Here is a 16,541-nt window from a genome sequence, read left to right on the forward strand (position 1 = left end):
GGGGCAGAATGCCCTGGGCTGCAAGCCACAGGGTTGTCACCAGGCGATAAAAAAGCCCCGCAGACCAAGGCCGGCGGGGCAAACGGTTGGGGGAGTAACCAACCAAAGGAGTCGTTGAAACGGGGTGGATCAGCGCGCGCTGGCGACGGTCTCTGGCTGCCAGCCACCGCCGAGGGCCTTGTAGATCGAGACGATGCCGCGATACAGCTCGACTTCACCTTGGGCCTGGGCGTCTTCGGCGCTCAGGCGTTCGCGTTCGGCATCGAGCAGCACCAGGTAATCCACCGTGCCTTCGCGGTAACGCACCGAGGCCAGGTCGGCTGCCTTGCGGCTGGCCTCGCTCTGGCGGATCAGTGACAACAGCCGCTGCTGAGTCTTGTCGTAGTCGCTGAAAGCGTTGGCTGACTCTTCCAGGGCCAGCAGCACCTGCTGTTCATAGTTGGCCAGGGCGCCTTCGGCGTCCGCCTTGGCGCCGCGCAGGCGGGCGCGCACGCTGCCCATGTCGAAGGCGGCCCAGGTGATGCTTGGCCCCAAGGCCCAGGCATTGGCCGCGGAGGAGCCGATCTGCGAGCCACGGGCGGCGGTAAAGCCGAGGAAGCCGCTGAGGCTCACCCGCGGGAACAGGTCGGCGGTGGCCACGCCGACATTGGCGGTGGCGGCGGCCAGTTGGCGCTCGGCGCTGCGGATATCAGGGCGGCGGCGCAGCAACTCGCCCGGGTCACCCACCGGCAAGGCCTTGGCGATGGCCGGCAAGGCCTTGGGCGACAGGTCGACGCTCAGCGCGTCCGGGCGCTGGCCGAGCAGGGTGGCGATGCGGTGCCGCGCCCGGGCCTGTTCGGCCTGCAACTGCGGCACCGTGGCCTCGACACCCGCCAGGCGGGCATCGGCACGCACGACGTCGAGATCGTTGCCAACCCCGGCGTCGCGCAGGGTCACGGTGATGCTGCGTGATTCCTGCTGGGTCTTGAGGTTGGCCATGGCGATCTTTTCGCGCAGTTGCGCCCCGCGCAGCTGGCCGTAGGCGTCAACCAGTTCGGCGATCAGGCTCACCTGCAACTGTTGCAGGTCGGCCTGGGCTGCTGCTTCCTGGGCTTCGCTGGCCTCGATCTGGCGCTGGATGCGGCCGAACAGGTCAAGCTCCCAGGCCATGTCCAGGCCCAGGTCGTAGCGCTCCTGATTGACCCGCTGGGTGGTCTGGCCGGGAATCTGGCCCTTGCCGATCTCGCTGCTGGCGCGGCTGGTAACCACTGGCAACTGGTCGTTGGCGGCGTCATCACGAATTGCCCGTGCCGACTTCAGCCGGGCGAAGGCCACGCGCAGGTCACGGTTGCCGTCCAGCGATGCTTGCACCAGCTGGTTCAGCACCGGGTCGTCGAACTGCTTCCACCACACGCTTTCGAAGCGGCTGCGGTCGAAGGCCTTGGCCTGCACATCAGTGCTGTCGAAGTGCGCGGCTTCGGTGTCCGGGGTCTTGTAGTCCGGGCCGACTGCGCAGGCCGCCAGGGCCAGCGCCAGCAGGCTCGGGGTCAGGGGTTTGAGCAGGTTCATGCGTGGTTCTCCAGCACGGGCGCGTGTTCGGCCTTGCGGGCCTGGCGACGCTCGACGAAACGGCGGATCAGGAAGAAGAACACCGGGGTCAGGAACAGCCCGAACACGGTCACGCCGATCATCCCCGAGAACACCGCCACACCCATGGCATGGCGCATTTCCGAGCCGGCACCGGAGCTGAACACCAGCGGTACCACGCCCATGATGAAGGCGATCGAAGTCATCAGGATCGGCCGCAGACGCAGGCGGCAGGCTTCCAGCACCGCAGCCAGCGGGTCGAGGCCCTTGGCTTGTTCGTCCTTGGCGAACTCGACGATCAGAATCGCGTTCTTGCACGCCAGGCCCACCAGTACGATCAGGCCGATCTGGGTGAAGATGTTGTTGTCGCCACCCGACACGATCACCCCGGTGATGGCCGACAGCAGGGTCATCGGCACGATCAGGATCACCGCCAGCGGCAGGCTCCAGCTCTCGTACTGGGCGGCCAGCACCAGGAAGGCCAGCAGCACGCACAGCGGGAACACGAACAGCGCGGTATTGCCCGAGAGGATCTGTTGGTAGGTCAGGTCGGTCCACTCGAAGGTCATGCCGTTGGGCAGCTCTTGCTTGAGCAGCTTCTCGATCGCCGCCTCGGCCTGGCCGGAGCTGTAGCCTGGGGCTGCGGCGCCGTTGATCTCGGCGGTGATGAAGCCGTTGTAGTGCATCACCCGGTCAGGCCCGGAGGTGTCGCTGACCTTGAGGAAGGTCGCCAGCGGAATCATCTCGCCAAGGTTGTTGCGCACCTTCAACTGGCCGATCTGCTCGGCATCGAGGCGGAACTGCTGCTCGGCCTGGACGTTGACCTGGTAGGTGCGGCCAAAGCGGTTGAAGTCGTTGGTGTACAGCGAGCCCAGGTAAACCTGCAGGGTGTCGAAGATGTCGGTGATCGCCACGCCGTGGGTCTTGGCCTTTTCCCGGTCGATAGCAGCATCGACCTGCGGCACGTTGACCTGGTAGCTGGTGAACAGGCCCGCCAGCTCCGGCACGTTGTGGCTCTTGGCGATGATGTTCTGGGTTTCCTTGTACAGCGCCTCGTAACCCAGGTTGCCACGGTCTTCGATCTGCAGACGGAAGCCGCCGATGGTGCCCAGGCCTTGTACCGGTGGTGGCGGGAAGATCGCGATGTAGGCGTCCTGGATGTCAGCGAACTGGGCGTTCAGCGCGGCAGCGATCGCGGCCGCCGACTGGCTCGGATCCTTGCGCTCGTCAAACGGTTTGAGCGGGGTGAACACGATGCCGCTGTTCGGGCTGTTGGTGAAACCGTTGATCGACAGGCCAGGGAAGGCCACCGAGTCGGCCACACCAGGTTGCTTCAGGGCGATTTCGCTCATGCGCTTGATCACCGCCTCGGTGCGGTCCAGGCTGGCAGCGTCAGGCAGCTGGGCGAAGGCCACCAGGTACTGCTTGTCCTGGGCCGGGACGAAACCGGTCGGCGTCGACGAGAAGCCCAGGTAGGTCAGGCCCATCAGCCCGGCGTACACGAACAGGGCGATGCCACTGCCGCGGATCACACGGCGTACGCCACCGACATAGCCATGGCTGGCGCGGTCGAAGAAGCGGTTGAACGGCGCAAACAGCCAGCCCCCCAGGAGCCTTTCCAGCAAGCGCGAGAAACGGTCCTTCGGTGCGTGGTGGTCCTTGAGCAGCACGGCAGCCAGGGCGGGCGACAAGGTCAGCGAGTTGAATGCCGAAATGACGGTGGAGATGGCGATGGTCAGCGCGAACTGCTTGTAGAACTGCCCGGTGAGGCCGGAAATGAACGCGGCAGGCACGAACACAGCGCACAGCACCAGCGCCGTGGCGATGATCGGCCCGGTCACTTCGCTCATGGCTTTTTGCGTGGCTTCCAGGGGTTTCAACCCTAGCCCTATGTTGCGCTCGACGTTCTCCACCACGACGATGGCGTCGTCCACCACGATACCGATGGCCAGCACCAGGCCGAACAACGACAAGGCGTTGAGTGAGAAGCCGAACAGGTGCATCACCGCGAAGGTGCCGATCAGCGAGACGGGTACGGCCATCAGCGGGATGATCGAGGCGCGCCAGGTCTGCAGGAACAGGATGACCACCAGCACAACCAGGATCAGCGCTTCGAACAGGGTGTGCACCACCGCTTCGATGGAGCCGCGCACGAACACGGTCGGGTCATAGACGATGCTGTAGTCCATGCCTTCCGGGAAGTCCTTCTTCAGCTCGGCCATCTTCGCCCGCACTTCGTCGGAGATTTCGATGGCGTTCGAGCCCGGGCGCTGGAAGATCGGGATGGCCACTGCCGGCTGGTTGTTCAGCAGCGAACGCAGGGCGTACTGGCTGGAGCCCAGCTCGACCCGGGCGATGTCCTTCAGGCGCGTGATTTCGCCATCGGCACCTGCGCGGATGATGATGTTCTCGAACTCTTCCTCGTTGACCAGGCGGCCCTGGGTGTTGATCGACAGCTGGAAGCTGGTCGAGCCAGGGGCGGGCGGGGCGCCCAGCTGGCCGGCGGCGACCTGGCGGTTCTGCTCGCGAATCGCAGCCACCACGTCGCTGGCGGTCAGGTTGCGCGACGCGGTCTTGTTCGGGTCGAGCCACACCCGCAGCGAGTAGTCGCCCATGCCGAACAGCTGCACGTCACCGACGCCGCCCAGGCGGGCCAGCTCATCCTTGATGTTGAGGATGGCGTAGTTGGACAGGTAGAGCATGTCGTAGCGGTTGTCCGGCGAGGTCAGGTGCACGACCATGGTCAGGTCAGGCGAAGCCTTGTCGACAGTGATACCGATCCGGGTCACTTCTTCCGGCAGCTTGGGCTGGGTGCGGGTGACGCGGTTCTGCACCTGCACCTGGGCGTTGTCCAGGTCGGTACCCAGGGCGAAGGTGATGGTCAGGGTCAGCTTGCCGTCGGCGGTGGACTGCGAGGACATGTACAGCATGTTCTCGACACCGGTGATGGCCTGCTCCAGCGGCGCGGCGACGGTTTCGCCGATGACCTTGGGGTTGGCGCCGGGGAAGTTGGCGCGCACCACCACGGTCGGCGGGACCACTTCGGGGTATTCGCTGATCGGCAGCTGGAACAGTGAGATCGAACCGGCGATCAGCAGCACCAGCGACAGCACCGCGGCGAAGATCGGCCGGGTAATGAAGAATTTCGAAAAGTTCATCGGTGTGGTCCCTTAACCGCGTGGCGCCTGGGCGCTGGCGACTTTTTCAGTGGAGCCCGCTACTTTCTGCGCCGGGTTGCTGGCCTCCAGGGCCTGGCGCTGCTGGGCGAGGGCGGCGAGGGTCTGTTCACTGGCCATCGGTGTTTCTTCCGGGGTCACCGGCGAGCCAGGTCGCACGCGCTGCAGGCCCTTGACCACGATGCGGTCGTCCTTGGCCAGGCCGCTGCGCACGATGCGCAGGCCTTCGAGCTTTGGCCCCAGTTCCACGGCGCGGTAGTCGGCCTTGTTGTCCTTGTCCATGACCAGCACGAACTTCTTGCCGAGGTCGGTGCCGACCGCTTCGTCGTTGATCAGCACGGCGTCGTACTGGGCGCTGCCGACCAGCTTCAGGCGCGCATACAGGCCTGGGGTGAACTGGCCGTCACGGTTGTCGAACACGGCGCGGCCACGGATGGTGCCGGTGCGCGGGTTGACCTGGTTGTCGACGAAGTTCATCTGGCCCAGGTGCGGGTTGCCGGTTTCGTTGGTCAGGCCCAGGTACACCGGGGTGCTCTGGCCGCGCTGGCCTTCACGCGCCAGCTGGGTGTACTTGAGGTACACGCGCTCGTCGGCGTCGAAGTAGGCGTACACCTTGTCGGTGGACACCACACTGGTCAGTGGCGTGACATCGGCGGTGACGATGTTGCCGGCGGTGAATTCGGCACGGCTGACGCGGCCGCTGATCGGCGCGGTGACGCGGGTGAAGCTGAGGTTCAGGCGGGCCAGGTCGAGCTGGGCCTGAATCGCATCGACCCCGGCGCGGGCTTCGGCAGCGGCGCTGCTGCGCGATTCGGCCAGCTCTGCGGAAATGGCGTTGCTGTCACGCAGGCGCTCGCCACGGCGGGCTTCGTTGGCGCTGCGGATGGCGGTGGCCTTGGCCTGTTGCAGCTGCGCTTCGAGGCGGCGGACTTCAGCCTGGAACGGGCGCGGGTCGATCTGGAACAGCAGGTCGCCTTTCTTCACCTGGGCGCCTTCGGTGAAACCGACCAGATCGATCTGGCCCGAGACCCGTGGGCGCACTTCGACGGTTTCCGGCGCTTCCAGGCGGCCGGTGAACTCGTCCCATTCGTTGATCGGCTGCTCGATGACCTTGGCGACGCTGACCTTGGGCGCGGCGGGAGCCTGCACGGCGTCGGGGGTGCGGCCACAAGCGCTGAGCACCACCACTGCCAGGGCAGCGAGGGGGAAGCGCAAGGGTTTGAGTGAGTGATCCATGGAGAACTCCGCCAATGTATTAGTAGTGGGCGGAGTGTGAGTGCCTTGCGCGTGACGCACGAATCGAACGCAGCGAAGGTTAATATCACGCGCAATGATATGTCTGGATCAATCATCGATGGCGGGCATGTGACGGCGCTTGCCGGCAAGCGCTCTAACAGCCGTATAGCGACTGAAAAAGGCCTCACCGTGCACACCTACCACCGCCTGCCCGGCCCCCTCGGCATCGTCCTGCTCGGCGTGCTGCAAATCCTGGTCTGGGGCGGCTCGTTCTTCCTCATGGCGGTGATGGCCGACCCGATCAGCCGTGATACCGGCTGGCCCAGCCAATGGGTCTACGGCGCGCTGTCCCTGAGCCTGATGGTCTCGGCGCTGTTGGCCCCGTTGTCCAGCCGACTGGTCGCCCGCTACGGCGGCCGCCCGCAAATGGCTGCCAGCGGCGCGGTGGTAGCGGTGGGGCTGCTGATCATGGCTGCCAGCCACACCCTCGGACTGTTCCTCCTGGCCTGGGCGGTGATCGGCATTGGCATGGCCATGGGCTTGTATGAAGCGCTATTCGCCACCCTTGGCGGGTTGTATGGCGAAGGCGCGGGCAAGGCGATTACCGGTATCACCCTGATCGCTGGCTTCGCCTCGACGATCTCGTGGCCGACCGTGGCGCTGGCCATCGAACATTTCGGTTGGCGGGCGACGTGCGTGTGCTATGCGCTGGTGCTGATCGTGGTGGTGGCGCCGTTGTACTGGCGAGTGCTGCCTGCAGGAGGGCGGGTCGAGGTGCCGGCCAAGGCGCAGGCGCAAGGCGATGCGGTTGGCGTGGACCGCCCGCTGTACCTGCTGCTGACCAGTATGTTCGCCATTGGCGCGATCATCATGACCGCCATCGCCGTACAGCTGGTGGCCGTGCTGCAGGGGTTGGGGCATTCGCTGCCGGTGGCCATCGGCCTGGCGGCGATGCTCGGCCCCAGCCAGGTGGCGTCGCGGGTGCTGCAGATTCTGGCGGGCAAACGGCACCCGATCTGGACGGCGCTGGCCTGGGTCAGCCTGGTGCTGGTCGGGTTGCTGATGGTGACCTTTGTGCCAGCCGCCACCGCAGTGGGCTTGCTGGTGTTCGGCTGCGGCAATGGCCTGCGGGCGATCGTGCGGGGGTTGCTGCCGCTGGCGATGATGCCGCCGGCGCAATATGTGTTGCTGATGGGGCGCATGTCGCGGCCTTCGCTGATAGGGCAGGCACTCACGCCCGTGGTGGGTGGTTTTCTGTTCGAGCATTTCGGCTCGATGGGGGTGTTGCTGACGCTGTGCCTGCTGGCGCTGACCAATGTGCTGCTGGTGGTCACGGTGATGCGTAAGGTTCGTATTGGCTAGCTCAGATCGCCTGTAATCTTGCCGCCATATTAATCATGAGGGTGAAGACAGTGAGTTGCATTCATAACCTTGCAGCCATTGCCATGGCTGAGTGAGCGAGGCTGTCAGCATTTTTGCTAGTGATGCGGGCGCGCAGAGATTCGCTTGAATTGAATATCGATACTGCATGATCGAGTGGCAGGTAGCCTAGTCCTTGTTGGTCCATATAATGCGCTGAGGTGTCGCTAACTTGGAATATTTCGTAATTATTTTCAGCGGCAATTTCATTGTATAAACCGATTGGGTCTACGACATCGTCTGGCAAGAGCGCTCCTTTGTAAGCGATTTCGAAAGAATCTGCTGGCGGGTTGCTGGCGGCAAGGTAAAAAAAATCCTGGGAACCCACGCTGACTGACGGTATGCCTGGCACCCGCCGAAGATGGCTAATTTCATGAATGATTATTGTCGCGCGAAATTCGTTTGTAATTGAAGGTGAAAAAAATTCGTCCAGGATGGTAATCCCGCCCTGGAAGTCAGTTACATCAGCTCCCGCTGTGGCGCCGCTGGGGCCTCCTGTTGCTCGGTTTATCTTCTCGTGCCCTATCTCGGGCTTGGCGTAGCTGGTTAGCATGCCCTCGATTCGTTTCCAATTGTCTATTACGTTTGCTAGTACGCTCTGATATTCCGGTCCAAAGAATATTTCCAATTCCCTGCTGTACATTGGCTGACCAGGTTCCACTACTTTTTTGAGCGCGAGGCGTGCCGTATCAATTGCTCGTTTTACTGTTTCTGCTTCATTCGGGGGGAACTGTGATAGCCCATATACCGTGATCGTCAGCACGAGGCCGTTTGAGTCTGCATAGGTGCGAGGGTTGTTTCGGACCATGCAGTAAAGATTCAAACCATCCACTGTCTCAGCCGGGTCCGCACTCAACCAGCGCCCGGCCCAAGGCTGGTAATACCGATAGCCGTAGTGATACAAGCCGGTCGCATCGCGCTCCTTGCCCGAAAAGCGTACGGTCTTGTAGTCAGCCTCAACCGCGCTGCGCGCCGCCCATACCGACGTCTCCCCGTACGGGTAATATTCTTCCTGGCTGATCAGGTTGCCGCTAGCATCGAGCTCCAGGCCATGGCTGCCGATAAGGTCGCCATACTGGTAGCGCAACTGATCATTGGCAATCTCGGCCGGCTTGCCGGCCACCCAGTGCAAAACGCGCGCTTGCGCATGCCCGGCTTCACCCACGCACAGCACCTGAAGGTTTTCCTTCCCCGTCGTTCGCAGCTCCAGATTACCCAGATAGATGACTTGCTGGCTGTTCAGCTGTTGCGTGCTGCTTTTCAGTACGCGCTGGCAGTGGGCATCGTAGCGGTAGAGTTCATGATCGCCCGGGGCGCCGTCGCGCACCACGGGGATGACTTTCTGCAGTTCTCCCCGGGGTGTCCATTCGAGTGACTGGCCTGGCTGCAACTGGCGTTGATGGCCTGCGGCTGTAAACAGCGCATCCACTTCCTCAGGGGTGCCAGCCAAGCTACTGGTCACCCCCCGGTTGCTGCGGTTGCTGATGGTAATGTCCGTGGTGTAGCCGTTGTGGGTGGCGGGCGCACTGTGGCGGATCTGTGTCAGATTGCCTGCGGTGTCGTAGTGGTAGTGGCGGGTGTATCGGGTGTAGCTGGTGTTGTCACTGGCAAGTGGCAGGGATACCGGAGTCGATCGACTGTTCTGGCGACCGGCATTGGCCATTTCCCGCCCGCTGGCACTGACCAGTTGGTACAGGCTGTCGTAGCCGTAGAGGCTTGCTGGTTCCACCCGTTGGTTGCGCCAAATACGTGTTTGCTGAGCCTCGTCCCAGGCACTGAGCACATTGCCTACCGGGTCGTATTGGTAATGCAGGTCCTGCAGCAAGCCGGTTGCACGTTCTACTCGGATGATTGCCAGTCGTTGCGTTCGCGGCTCGTATTGGTAAGTGCATGTCACGCCGTTGCCGTGGGTCTCGCTCAGCTTTTGTCCCGCGGCCGAGTGGGCCAGCGTCGTCACCACAGGTTGCTCCGCGCTGTCCTTCACGGTCAGCCAGCTGCACGCCAGCTGCCCGTTCACGCCATACGTCACACGTTGCTGATGGTCGGCTGCATCCTGTGTGAGCAGCACATTGCCCGTGGCGTCGGTGCAAGTGACGGTGGTGTACGTTTCTGGCGCCAGCAGCGTATCCCAGGCTGCCGGATCCGCGCCGTGCCAATCGACCTGGATATCGGGGGCGGTCGCTGCTTTGGGCAAGCGGCGAGTCGTCGACAATGGCACGCCAGAAAGGGCCATGCATTCAGTGGCCATCATCCCGGCGGTATCGTAATGGTTGATGCAAAGCCCGGCGATGTTCAGGTCTTTGTCTGCAGCCGTGCTGGCCGCATAAATGAAGCGCTGCGTTGTTCGTGGGTCGCCACTGGCAACCTGCTCGGAAACGGCTAGCAGCCGACCAGGCAGGGTAGGCACCTCATAATGCCAGGTGTGGTTGACGGCCTGGCTGTGGTCCCCGGTACTGTCGCCAGTGCCGAGGATGCCACTCACGGTGAGCAGTGGCCGGCCGGCGGTGTCTTTCAGGTTGACCGAGGTGCCCGCGTCCACGCTGCGGGTGTGCAAGGCATTGCCTCGCAGATCGCAGGTGTAGATGAAGTTCGCAAGCCCCTGGTCGGCGAGGCGCGGGTCCGCGCTCTGCTTCAAGAAGCCAGAGGCAGTGAGGCGGTGACCTGTGATGCGTACCTGGGTTTCATCCAGCGGGTCAGGGTGACGGTAAAAGGCAATCTCGCGCACGGCAAGGCCACGGCTTTCGTGGGCCATTACGGTCGGGGTGTTGCGGTAGACTGCCTTTTCCATACGACCCATGGGAAAGCGACCTCGCAGGATCAGGGCGTGATTCGATGCGAGGCTAGCTTCCAGCAAATTCGTCAGTGCGTAACCTGATAAAAATGACAGGTGCCCATGGGCTCAGGGTCAGGAGGCGCTTACCGCCTGTGGTCTGTGGCGACGGTACAGCACGGTCGTGGCGGTAAACCCGCACACGGCCGCGAACATCAGCCAGTAGGCCGGCGATGCCTTGTCGCCGGTGGCCTGTACCAACAGTGTCGAAACCGCCGGCGTGAAGCCGCCGAACAGCGCGGTGGCCAGGCTGAAGGCCAGCGAGAAGCCGACCACCCGCACGTTGGCCGGCATCACCTCGGTCAGCGCCGCGACCATGGCGCCGTTGTACATCCCGAAGAAGAACGAGAAGTACAGCAACACCGCAAGCAGGCGCTCGAAGCTGGGGGCCTCGGCCAGCCAGTGCATGGCCGGGTAGGCGGTCAGCACGCACAGCAGCGAAATCGCCAACAACTGCGGGCGCCGGCCGATGCGGTCGGAGAGGGCGCCACCGATGGGCAGCCAGATGAAGTTGCTGACGCCCACCAGCAGGGTCACCACCAGGCTGTCGGTGGTACTCAGCTGCAGTACGGTCTTGCCGAAGGTCGGGGTGTAGACCGTGATCAGGTAGAACGTGGTGGTGGTCATCGCCGCCAGCAGGCCGCCGGCCAGCACCGTGCGCCAGTTGTCGCACATCGAACGGAACACCTCGGCCGCGCCCGGGTGATGCGCGCGCGCCTTGAACGCTTCGGTCTCCTGCAGTGAGCGGCGGATGACGAAGATGAACGGGATGATCACGCAGCCGACGAAGAATGGGATACGCCAGCCCCAGCTGGCCACTTCATGGGTATCCATGCAGGCATTGAGCGTATAGCCCAGTGCCGCCGCCACGACGATCGCCACCTGCTGGCTTGCCGATTGCCAGCTGGTGTAGAAGCCGGTACGCCCCGGCGTGGCGATTTCCGAGAGGTAGACGGAAACACCCCCCAGCTCGGCGCCAGCGGAAAAGCCCTGCAACAGCCGCCCCAGCAGCACCAGCAACGGGGCGAGGACGCCGATGCTGGCGTAACCCGGTACCAGCGCAATCAGCACGGTGCCGGCGGCCATGATCGACAGCGTCACGATCAGCCCTTTGCGCCGGCCGACCTTGTCGATGTAGGCGCCCAGCACGATGGCGCCCAGCGGGCGCATCAGGAAGCCCGAGCCGAACACCGCGAAGGTCATCATCAACGAGGCGAACTCGCTGCTTGCCGGGAAGAACGTCTGGGAGATGTAGGTGGCATAGAAACCGAACAGGAAGAAATCGAACTGTTCGAGGAAGTTGCCGCTGGTGACCCGCAGGATGGCGCCCAGCTTGGCGCCCCTGGTCTGTGTTGTTGTTTTCATCATGGCTACCGTTTTGCTCGCTTTTGTTGTTTTGGGATGTTCAATCGCTGCCGGCATTGATCGGATTGGGCTGACGTTTCTCGATGGCGTGCTTGAGCAGCGCCGCGCTGCGGAAGATGCCGTGGGCGAATTTGCCGTAGGGCATGGTCAGGAAGAACGCCATCACCAGCCCCAGGTGCAGGGCCAGCAGCAGGCCAAGGGCACTGGTTTCGCGAAACGCCAGCAGGGCCAGGCCGCTGGCGCTGACCAGCAACAGCAGGGCGATGAAACCGCGGTCCATGGGCTTTTGCTCGGCGTCGCCGTGGGCGGGGTTGCGCTGCAGGTTCAGGTACAGCAGCCCGGCAGGGCCGACCAGCAGGCCCAGGCCTCCGGCGATGCCGAGCATGACCGGCAGGCTCAGCACCGGGTAGGGCGCCGCCAGGCCCAGCAGGTAGTGGTAGAGCGTCGCGCTGGCGGTGGCCGCCAGGCACAGCAGGAAGCCGTAGAAGGTCAGGTGATGGAAGCGCCGCCGCCACAGGGTGAAGCGATCATCGGCGTTGTTGCAGCCTTCGCCGTGGCCACCGTCCAGGTACTTGAGCGTGGCCACGCTGGCTGTCGCTTCCACTGCTGCGGCGGTTTTCAGCCCGGCGGCGGCCGCAGGTGGCGAAACGTCGCGCCAGAACCGGCGTACGCCCAGGCCCAAGGCGATGGCTGCAAAGCCGAACACCGCGCCAAACATCAGCGCCAGGGTGTTGTGCGCAAAGATGCCGTAGAAGTTGCCCCCAGGCATGGGCCTGAACAGGTTGCCCATGGCCAGCAGGCTCAGGCACAGGAACAGCACCAGGGCGAAGCCGCTGGCCAGTGCCAGGGTCAGGCCGTTGCGCTGGTACAGACGGCCCAGGGCACGGGGCCAGGCGTATTCGACGTAGGTGTCGAGGCGTACCTTGGCCATGGCCTTGGGCACGTTGACCTCGAACGCATGGGGCGCGGCGTACTGGCAGGCGTGCAGGCAGGCGCCGCAGTTGTGGCAGAGGTTGGCCAGGTAGTGGATGTCGGCCTGGGCGAATTCCAGGCGCCGGGTCATCGCCGGAAACACCGCGCAGAAACCTTCACAGTAGCGGCAGGCATTGCAGATGCTCATCTGCCGCTGCACTTCGCTTTCGTGCACGTTCAGCACCGGGATCAGTTCGCTTTTTTGTGCCTGCGGATCAAACAGCTGCATGGCGTGCCTCCTGGTTGTCGACAAAGCCTGCGCTGGCGGCCGCCTGGACACCGGCGATACGGCCGAACGCCGTGCCGATGGCCATGCCGATGCCGGCGGTGTAGCCCTTGCCCAGTACGTTACCGGCCATCATTTCTCCTGCGACGAAAAGGTTGGGGCTGGGCTTGCCGGCGAAATGCACGGCGGCGCTTTCGTCGGTCGCCAGGCCCAGGTAGGTGAACGTGACGCCTGGCTTGAGCGGGTAGGCGTAAAACGGTGGTTTGACCAGCGGGCGGGCCCAGTGGGTCTTGGCCGGGGCCAGGCCTGTGGTGTGGCAGTCGTCGAGCGCGGTATGGTCGAAGGTGCCGACCTGGCAGGCATTGTTGAACGCCTCGATGGTCTGGCAAAACTGCGCTTCTGGCAGGCCCAGCTTGTGTGCCAGTTCAGTCAGGGAATTGGCCGTGGTACCCGGAAATACCGGTGGCATGAAGCGGCCGATGGCCTGCTGGTCGATGATCGAATAGGCCTGCTGACCCGGTTGGCCAGCCACCAGGCGGCCCCAGATGGCATATCGCTTGGGCCAGAAGTCTTCGCCTTCGTCATAGAAACGCTCGCCGTCGCGGTTGACCACCACGCCCAGTGACACGCAGTCGATGCGGGTGCAGATACCGCCGTCATACAGCGGTGCGCGGGCGTCGATGGCGACCATGTGCGCCTGGGTCGGGTCGCCGATGATATCGGCGCCAAGTTCGCCCATGCGCTTGAGCAGGATGCCGGTGTTGAAGCGCGTGCCGCGGATCAGGAAGTTGTCCGACGGCCATTCGCCACGGGCATTCTGGCCCCAGGCTTCGCGCAACCACTCACGGTTGGACTCGAAGCCGCCCGCCGCCAGCACGCAGGTCTTGGCTTCGATACGTTCGGCAGGCAGCTGCCGGCCCTCGACTTCGCGGGCGGGCAGGTGAGCGGCGACGAACCTGCCGCCCTGCAGTTCGATATCGTTGACCTGAGCGTTGTAGCGCACCTGCACGCCGAGCCGTTCGGCACTGCGGAAGTAGGCGTTCACCAACGCCTTGCCGCCGCCCATGAAAAACGCGTTGGTCCGCGCTACATGCAGTGCGCCGGACAGCGGCGGCTGAAAATGCACGCCATGGCTGCGCATCCAGTCACGGCAGCTGGAGGAGGCGCGGATGGCAATGCGCGCGAGTTTTTCGTTGGTCAGGCCGCCGGTGACCTTGAGCAGGTCCTGCCAGTACTCCTCTTCGGGGTAGGCGTCGACCAGCACATCCTGGGGCGCGTCGTGCATGCAGCGCAGGTTGCGGGTGTGCTGCGAGTTGCCGCCACGCCAGGCCTTGGGCGCGGCCTCCAGCAGCATGACGCTGGCGCCGGCCTCACGGGCCATCAGCGCGGCGCAGAGGGCGGCGTTGCCACCACCAATTACAAGAACATCGATCATTTTCGCTCCTCGGTCGCAAGGAGGCATGAACGTAGGGCCCCTTACGAGTGAGGAGAAAGTAGGGCGATCGGCCAAGTGTCGAAAGGCGGGCTACGGCATGGGGTGTTCAGTTTTTCTAAAGGCTGGCCTCTTCGATCCAGGTCGCCCCGGGCCATTGCCGCTGGCTGACCAGCTGGTGCGCAACGTCGATGATTACGCGCCGGGCGGCCAGCGCGGCAGGTGACAGCTCATCGTCCGCCAGGGTTGCCAGCAGGTTGCGCCGGCCGACGTGGGCGTCGCTGATCTGCGCGACCCGCAGCCCGCTTTCACCACTGAGCGCGGCGGCGGCGCCCGGCTGGATGGTGGCGGCGTGGCCGGCGCGCACGGCGTTCATCAGGACGGCCAGGCCATCGACTTCCATGATGATGTTCGGCACCAGGCCGGAGCGTTCGAACGCCGTCATCAGGGTCGAGCGCAGGCCGTGCTGGGCGCTGGGCATGACCAGCGGCAGCTGGCCCAGGTCGGCCAGTTGCACGCTGCTTTCGGGCGCGCGGGGCAGCTGTGGCGGGCTGATGACGAACAGCCGCTCATCCAGTAGCGGCGTCACGCTCCAGCGTTTGCCGCCTTCGAGCTGGAACAGGATGGCAAGGTCGATTTGCCGGGCGTTGAGCTGCGCGGCCAGGTGCCCGGAGAGCATTTCCACCAAGTGCAGCTGGATATCGGGGTAGCGCTCGCGCATGGCATTGATCAGCGGCAGCGCCAGCACGGTCGCGGTGGTGGGTGGCAAGCCGACAGTCACGTAGCCGCTCATGCGCCCGCGGTGGGCGGCCAGGATGGCGTTTTCGGCCTGGCGCAGGCTGAGCTGGGCATGGTGCAGGAACGCCATGCCGGCGCTGGTTGGCGTGACACCTGTGCTGCTGCGGTTGAGCAGGCGGGTACACAGCTCGCTTTCGAGCTTGGCGATCTGTTGGCTCAGGGCGGAGACGCCAACCTCCAGTTCGAGCGCGGCGCGGCCAAGGCTGCCGTGTTCGATGATTTTGACGAAGTAGCGCAGTTGCCTGAGTTCCAAGGGGGGGCTCCTGACGATGGCAGAGGAGGTGATGGCTGATCGAGTAGTCTAACCTGCCTGCTGCGTCAGGCCTGCGTTCGGTGCTCTCAAGTCGCATTCGCCGTGACGCGTCATGCACTTTCGCGGGTAATCAATTCGCATTGCAGCAAGTTCAAGCGTTCGACTTCGCCCTCATGTTCCACGCATCCCAAATGCTGCAATACCCGCATGGCTGCCAATTCGCCAATTTGCCGCGACGGTGGCCGCAACGTGGTCAGGCTGGGCAACAGCATCTCGGCGAACGGGTAGTCGCCAAAACCGACGATGGCCATGTCCTCGGGCAAGCGCAGCCCGGCACGCTGGCCGGCAAGGAGGGCGCCGGCGGCCAGGTTGTCGTTGGCGAAGATGATCGCCTCAGGGCGAGGGTCGCGGCGGATCAACGCCTGCATGGCCTGTTTGCCGGCCTCGAACGGCGCGCAGTCAGCCGAAGGCACGAACACCCAGGGCTCAAGCCCGGCTTCACGCAATGCTTCGATGTAGCCATCGCGCCGCTCCAGCGCGCTGAAGTCGCCTGCCGCGCTGTTCTGCACAAAGGCGATGCGTCGATGGCCCTTGCCCAGCAGATAGCGGCACGCCTGCACACCCACCTGGTGATGGAGGAAGCCAACCTGCAGCGGCGAGCGTTCCGGGCGATAGTCCCAGATCTCCACCACCGGTACGTCGGCCTCGCTGAGCATCTTCTCGGTGGCCGGGCTGTGGAAATGGCTGGTCACCACCAACGCTGCCGGCGACCAGCCGAGAAAGGCCCGCACGGCGCTTTCTTCCTGGGCCTCGCTGAAATAACTGGACGCCAGCAACAGCTGGTAGCCATGCCGGCTCATGGTGTCGCTGAAGGCCTGGATGGTCTGGGCGAAAATCGGCCCGGAGATGTTCGGAATGACCATGCCGACGATACGGCCACGGGCAGAGGCCAGGCCTCCCGCCACCAGGTTCGGCACATAACCCAGCGCTTGTACCGCTGCTTCGATGCGTTCGCGCAGGGGGGGTGACACCTGCTCGGGCTGGTTGAAGTAGCGCGATACGCTGATGGCCGACACATTGGCGGCCCGCGCCACTTCAGCGAGCGTGACACGGCCCGCGCCACGGCGCTTGCGGGTGGGTTCCTTGGCTTGGCTCACAGGCTGGCCTCGTTGGGAGATGAGGCGATGTTAGCGCTAACGAGTCCCAGCCTGGCAAATAGCTTTATGGAATATAAATCGTATTTTTAAGTATTTGACCTGCTAAGCCAG

Annotated in this window: 10 protein-coding genes; 1 reads left to right on the forward strand and 9 read right to left on the reverse strand. The window is 64.0% G+C overall.

Annotation, left to right across the window (positions count from 1 at the left end; all coding sequences use genetic code 11):
• Positions 1-129: 129 nt before the first annotated feature.
• From F6X59_RS20885 to mexE, 3 genes are read right to left on the reverse strand one after another with little or no spacing between them, the layout of a single operon-like run.
• Positions 130-1,548: an efflux transporter outer membrane subunit gene (locus tag F6X59_RS20885; RefSeq protein WP_152957905.1), complete on the reverse strand. Its 1,419-nt coding sequence runs from the start codon at positions 1,546-1,548 to the stop codon at positions 130-132.
• Entirely contained in the window at positions 1,545-4,724 is a 3,180-nt protein-coding gene (locus F6X59_RS20890; RefSeq protein WP_152957906.1) for an efflux RND transporter permease subunit, read from the reverse strand. The genes F6X59_RS20885 and F6X59_RS20890 overlap by 4 nt, the downstream gene beginning before the upstream one ends.
• A 12-nt stretch (positions 4,725-4,736) precedes the next feature.
• Positions 4,737-5,978, reverse strand: coding sequence for a multidrug efflux RND transporter periplasmic adaptor subunit MexE (gene mexE / locus F6X59_RS20895; RefSeq protein WP_152957907.1), 1,242 nt, complete (start codon positions 5,976-5,978; stop codon positions 4,737-4,739).
• A 240-nt stretch (positions 5,979-6,218) separates the two neighbouring features.
• Between mexE and F6X59_RS20900 the strand changes: the two genes are divergently transcribed.
• A complete protein-coding gene (locus tag F6X59_RS20900) occupies positions 6,219-7,340 on the forward strand; it encodes an MFS transporter (protein WP_372240474.1) in 1,122 nt (373 codons plus the stop codon).
• Between the two features lie 61 nt (positions 7,341-7,401).
• On the opposite strand, the gene F6X59_RS20905 is transcribed toward F6X59_RS20900, so the two are convergent.
• The 6 genes from F6X59_RS20905 to F6X59_RS20930 form a co-directional block, all read right to left on the reverse strand.
• Positions 7,402-10,194: an RHS repeat-associated core domain-containing protein gene (locus tag F6X59_RS20905; protein WP_218572257.1), complete on the reverse strand. Its 2,793-nt coding sequence runs from the start codon at positions 10,192-10,194 to the stop codon at positions 7,402-7,404.
• A 108-nt stretch (positions 10,195-10,302) separates the two neighbouring features.
• Positions 10,303-11,595 (reverse strand): MFS transporter, encoded by a 1,293-nt coding sequence (locus F6X59_RS20910; RefSeq protein ID WP_152957908.1) that lies wholly within the window; start codon positions 11,593-11,595, stop codon positions 10,303-10,305.
• Positions 11,596-11,632: 37 nt separating this feature from the next.
• Positions 11,633-12,793, reverse strand: a complete 1,161-nt coding sequence (gene tcuB, locus F6X59_RS20915; protein ID WP_152957909.1) for a tricarballylate utilization 4Fe-4S protein TcuB — start codon at positions 12,791-12,793, stop codon at positions 11,633-11,635.
• The gene (tcuA, locus tag F6X59_RS20920) at positions 12,780-14,225 is read right to left on the reverse strand and encodes an FAD-dependent tricarballylate dehydrogenase TcuA (RefSeq protein ID WP_152957910.1); all 1,446 of its coding nucleotides are present in this window, start codon (positions 14,223-14,225) and stop codon (positions 12,780-12,782) included. Before tcuA ends, tcuB begins: the two co-directional genes overlap by 14 nt.
• A 115-nt stretch (positions 14,226-14,340) precedes the next feature.
• Positions 14,341-15,273: a LysR substrate-binding domain-containing protein gene (locus F6X59_RS20925; protein ID WP_152957911.1), complete on the reverse strand. Its 933-nt coding sequence runs from the start codon at positions 15,271-15,273 to the stop codon at positions 14,341-14,343.
• A gap of 110 nt (positions 15,274-15,383) precedes the next feature.
• Positions 15,384-16,430: a LacI family DNA-binding transcriptional regulator gene (locus F6X59_RS20930; protein WP_372240471.1), complete on the reverse strand. Its 1,047-nt coding sequence runs from the start codon at positions 16,428-16,430 to the stop codon at positions 15,384-15,386.
• Positions 16,431-16,541: the final 111 nt, after the last annotated feature.

Source organism: Pseudomonas sp. MN1F (assembly GCF_009391885.1).
Lineage (GTDB): Bacteria > Pseudomonadota > Gammaproteobacteria > Pseudomonadales > Pseudomonadaceae > Aquipseudomonas.

Excerpts from the sequence above, each read along its gene's own strand:
- F6X59_RS20910 (WP_152957908.1), bottom strand. The coding sequence starts at position 11,595 with ATGATGAAAACAACAACACAGACCAGGGGCGCCAAGCTGGGCGCCATC.
- F6X59_RS20885 (WP_152957905.1), bottom strand. The coding sequence starts at position 1,548 with ATGAACCTGCTCAAACCCCTGACCCCGAGCCTGCTGGCGCTGGCCCTG.
- F6X59_RS20905 (WP_218572257.1), bottom strand. The coding sequence starts at position 10,194 with ATGGGTCGTATGGAAAAGGCAGTCTACCGCAACACCCCGACCGTAATG.
- F6X59_RS20890 (WP_152957906.1), bottom strand. The coding sequence starts at position 4,724 with ATGAACTTTTCGAAATTCTTCATTACCCGGCCGATCTTCGCCGCGGTG.
- mexE (WP_152957907.1), bottom strand. The coding sequence starts at position 5,978 with ATGGATCACTCACTCAAACCCTTGCGCTTCCCCCTCGCTGCCCTGGCA.
- tcuB (WP_152957909.1), bottom strand. The coding sequence starts at position 12,793 with ATGCAGCTGTTTGATCCGCAGGCACAAAAAAGCGAACTGATCCCGGTG.
- tcuA (WP_152957910.1), bottom strand. The coding sequence starts at position 14,225 with ATGATCGATGTTCTTGTAATTGGTGGTGGCAACGCCGCCCTCTGCGCC.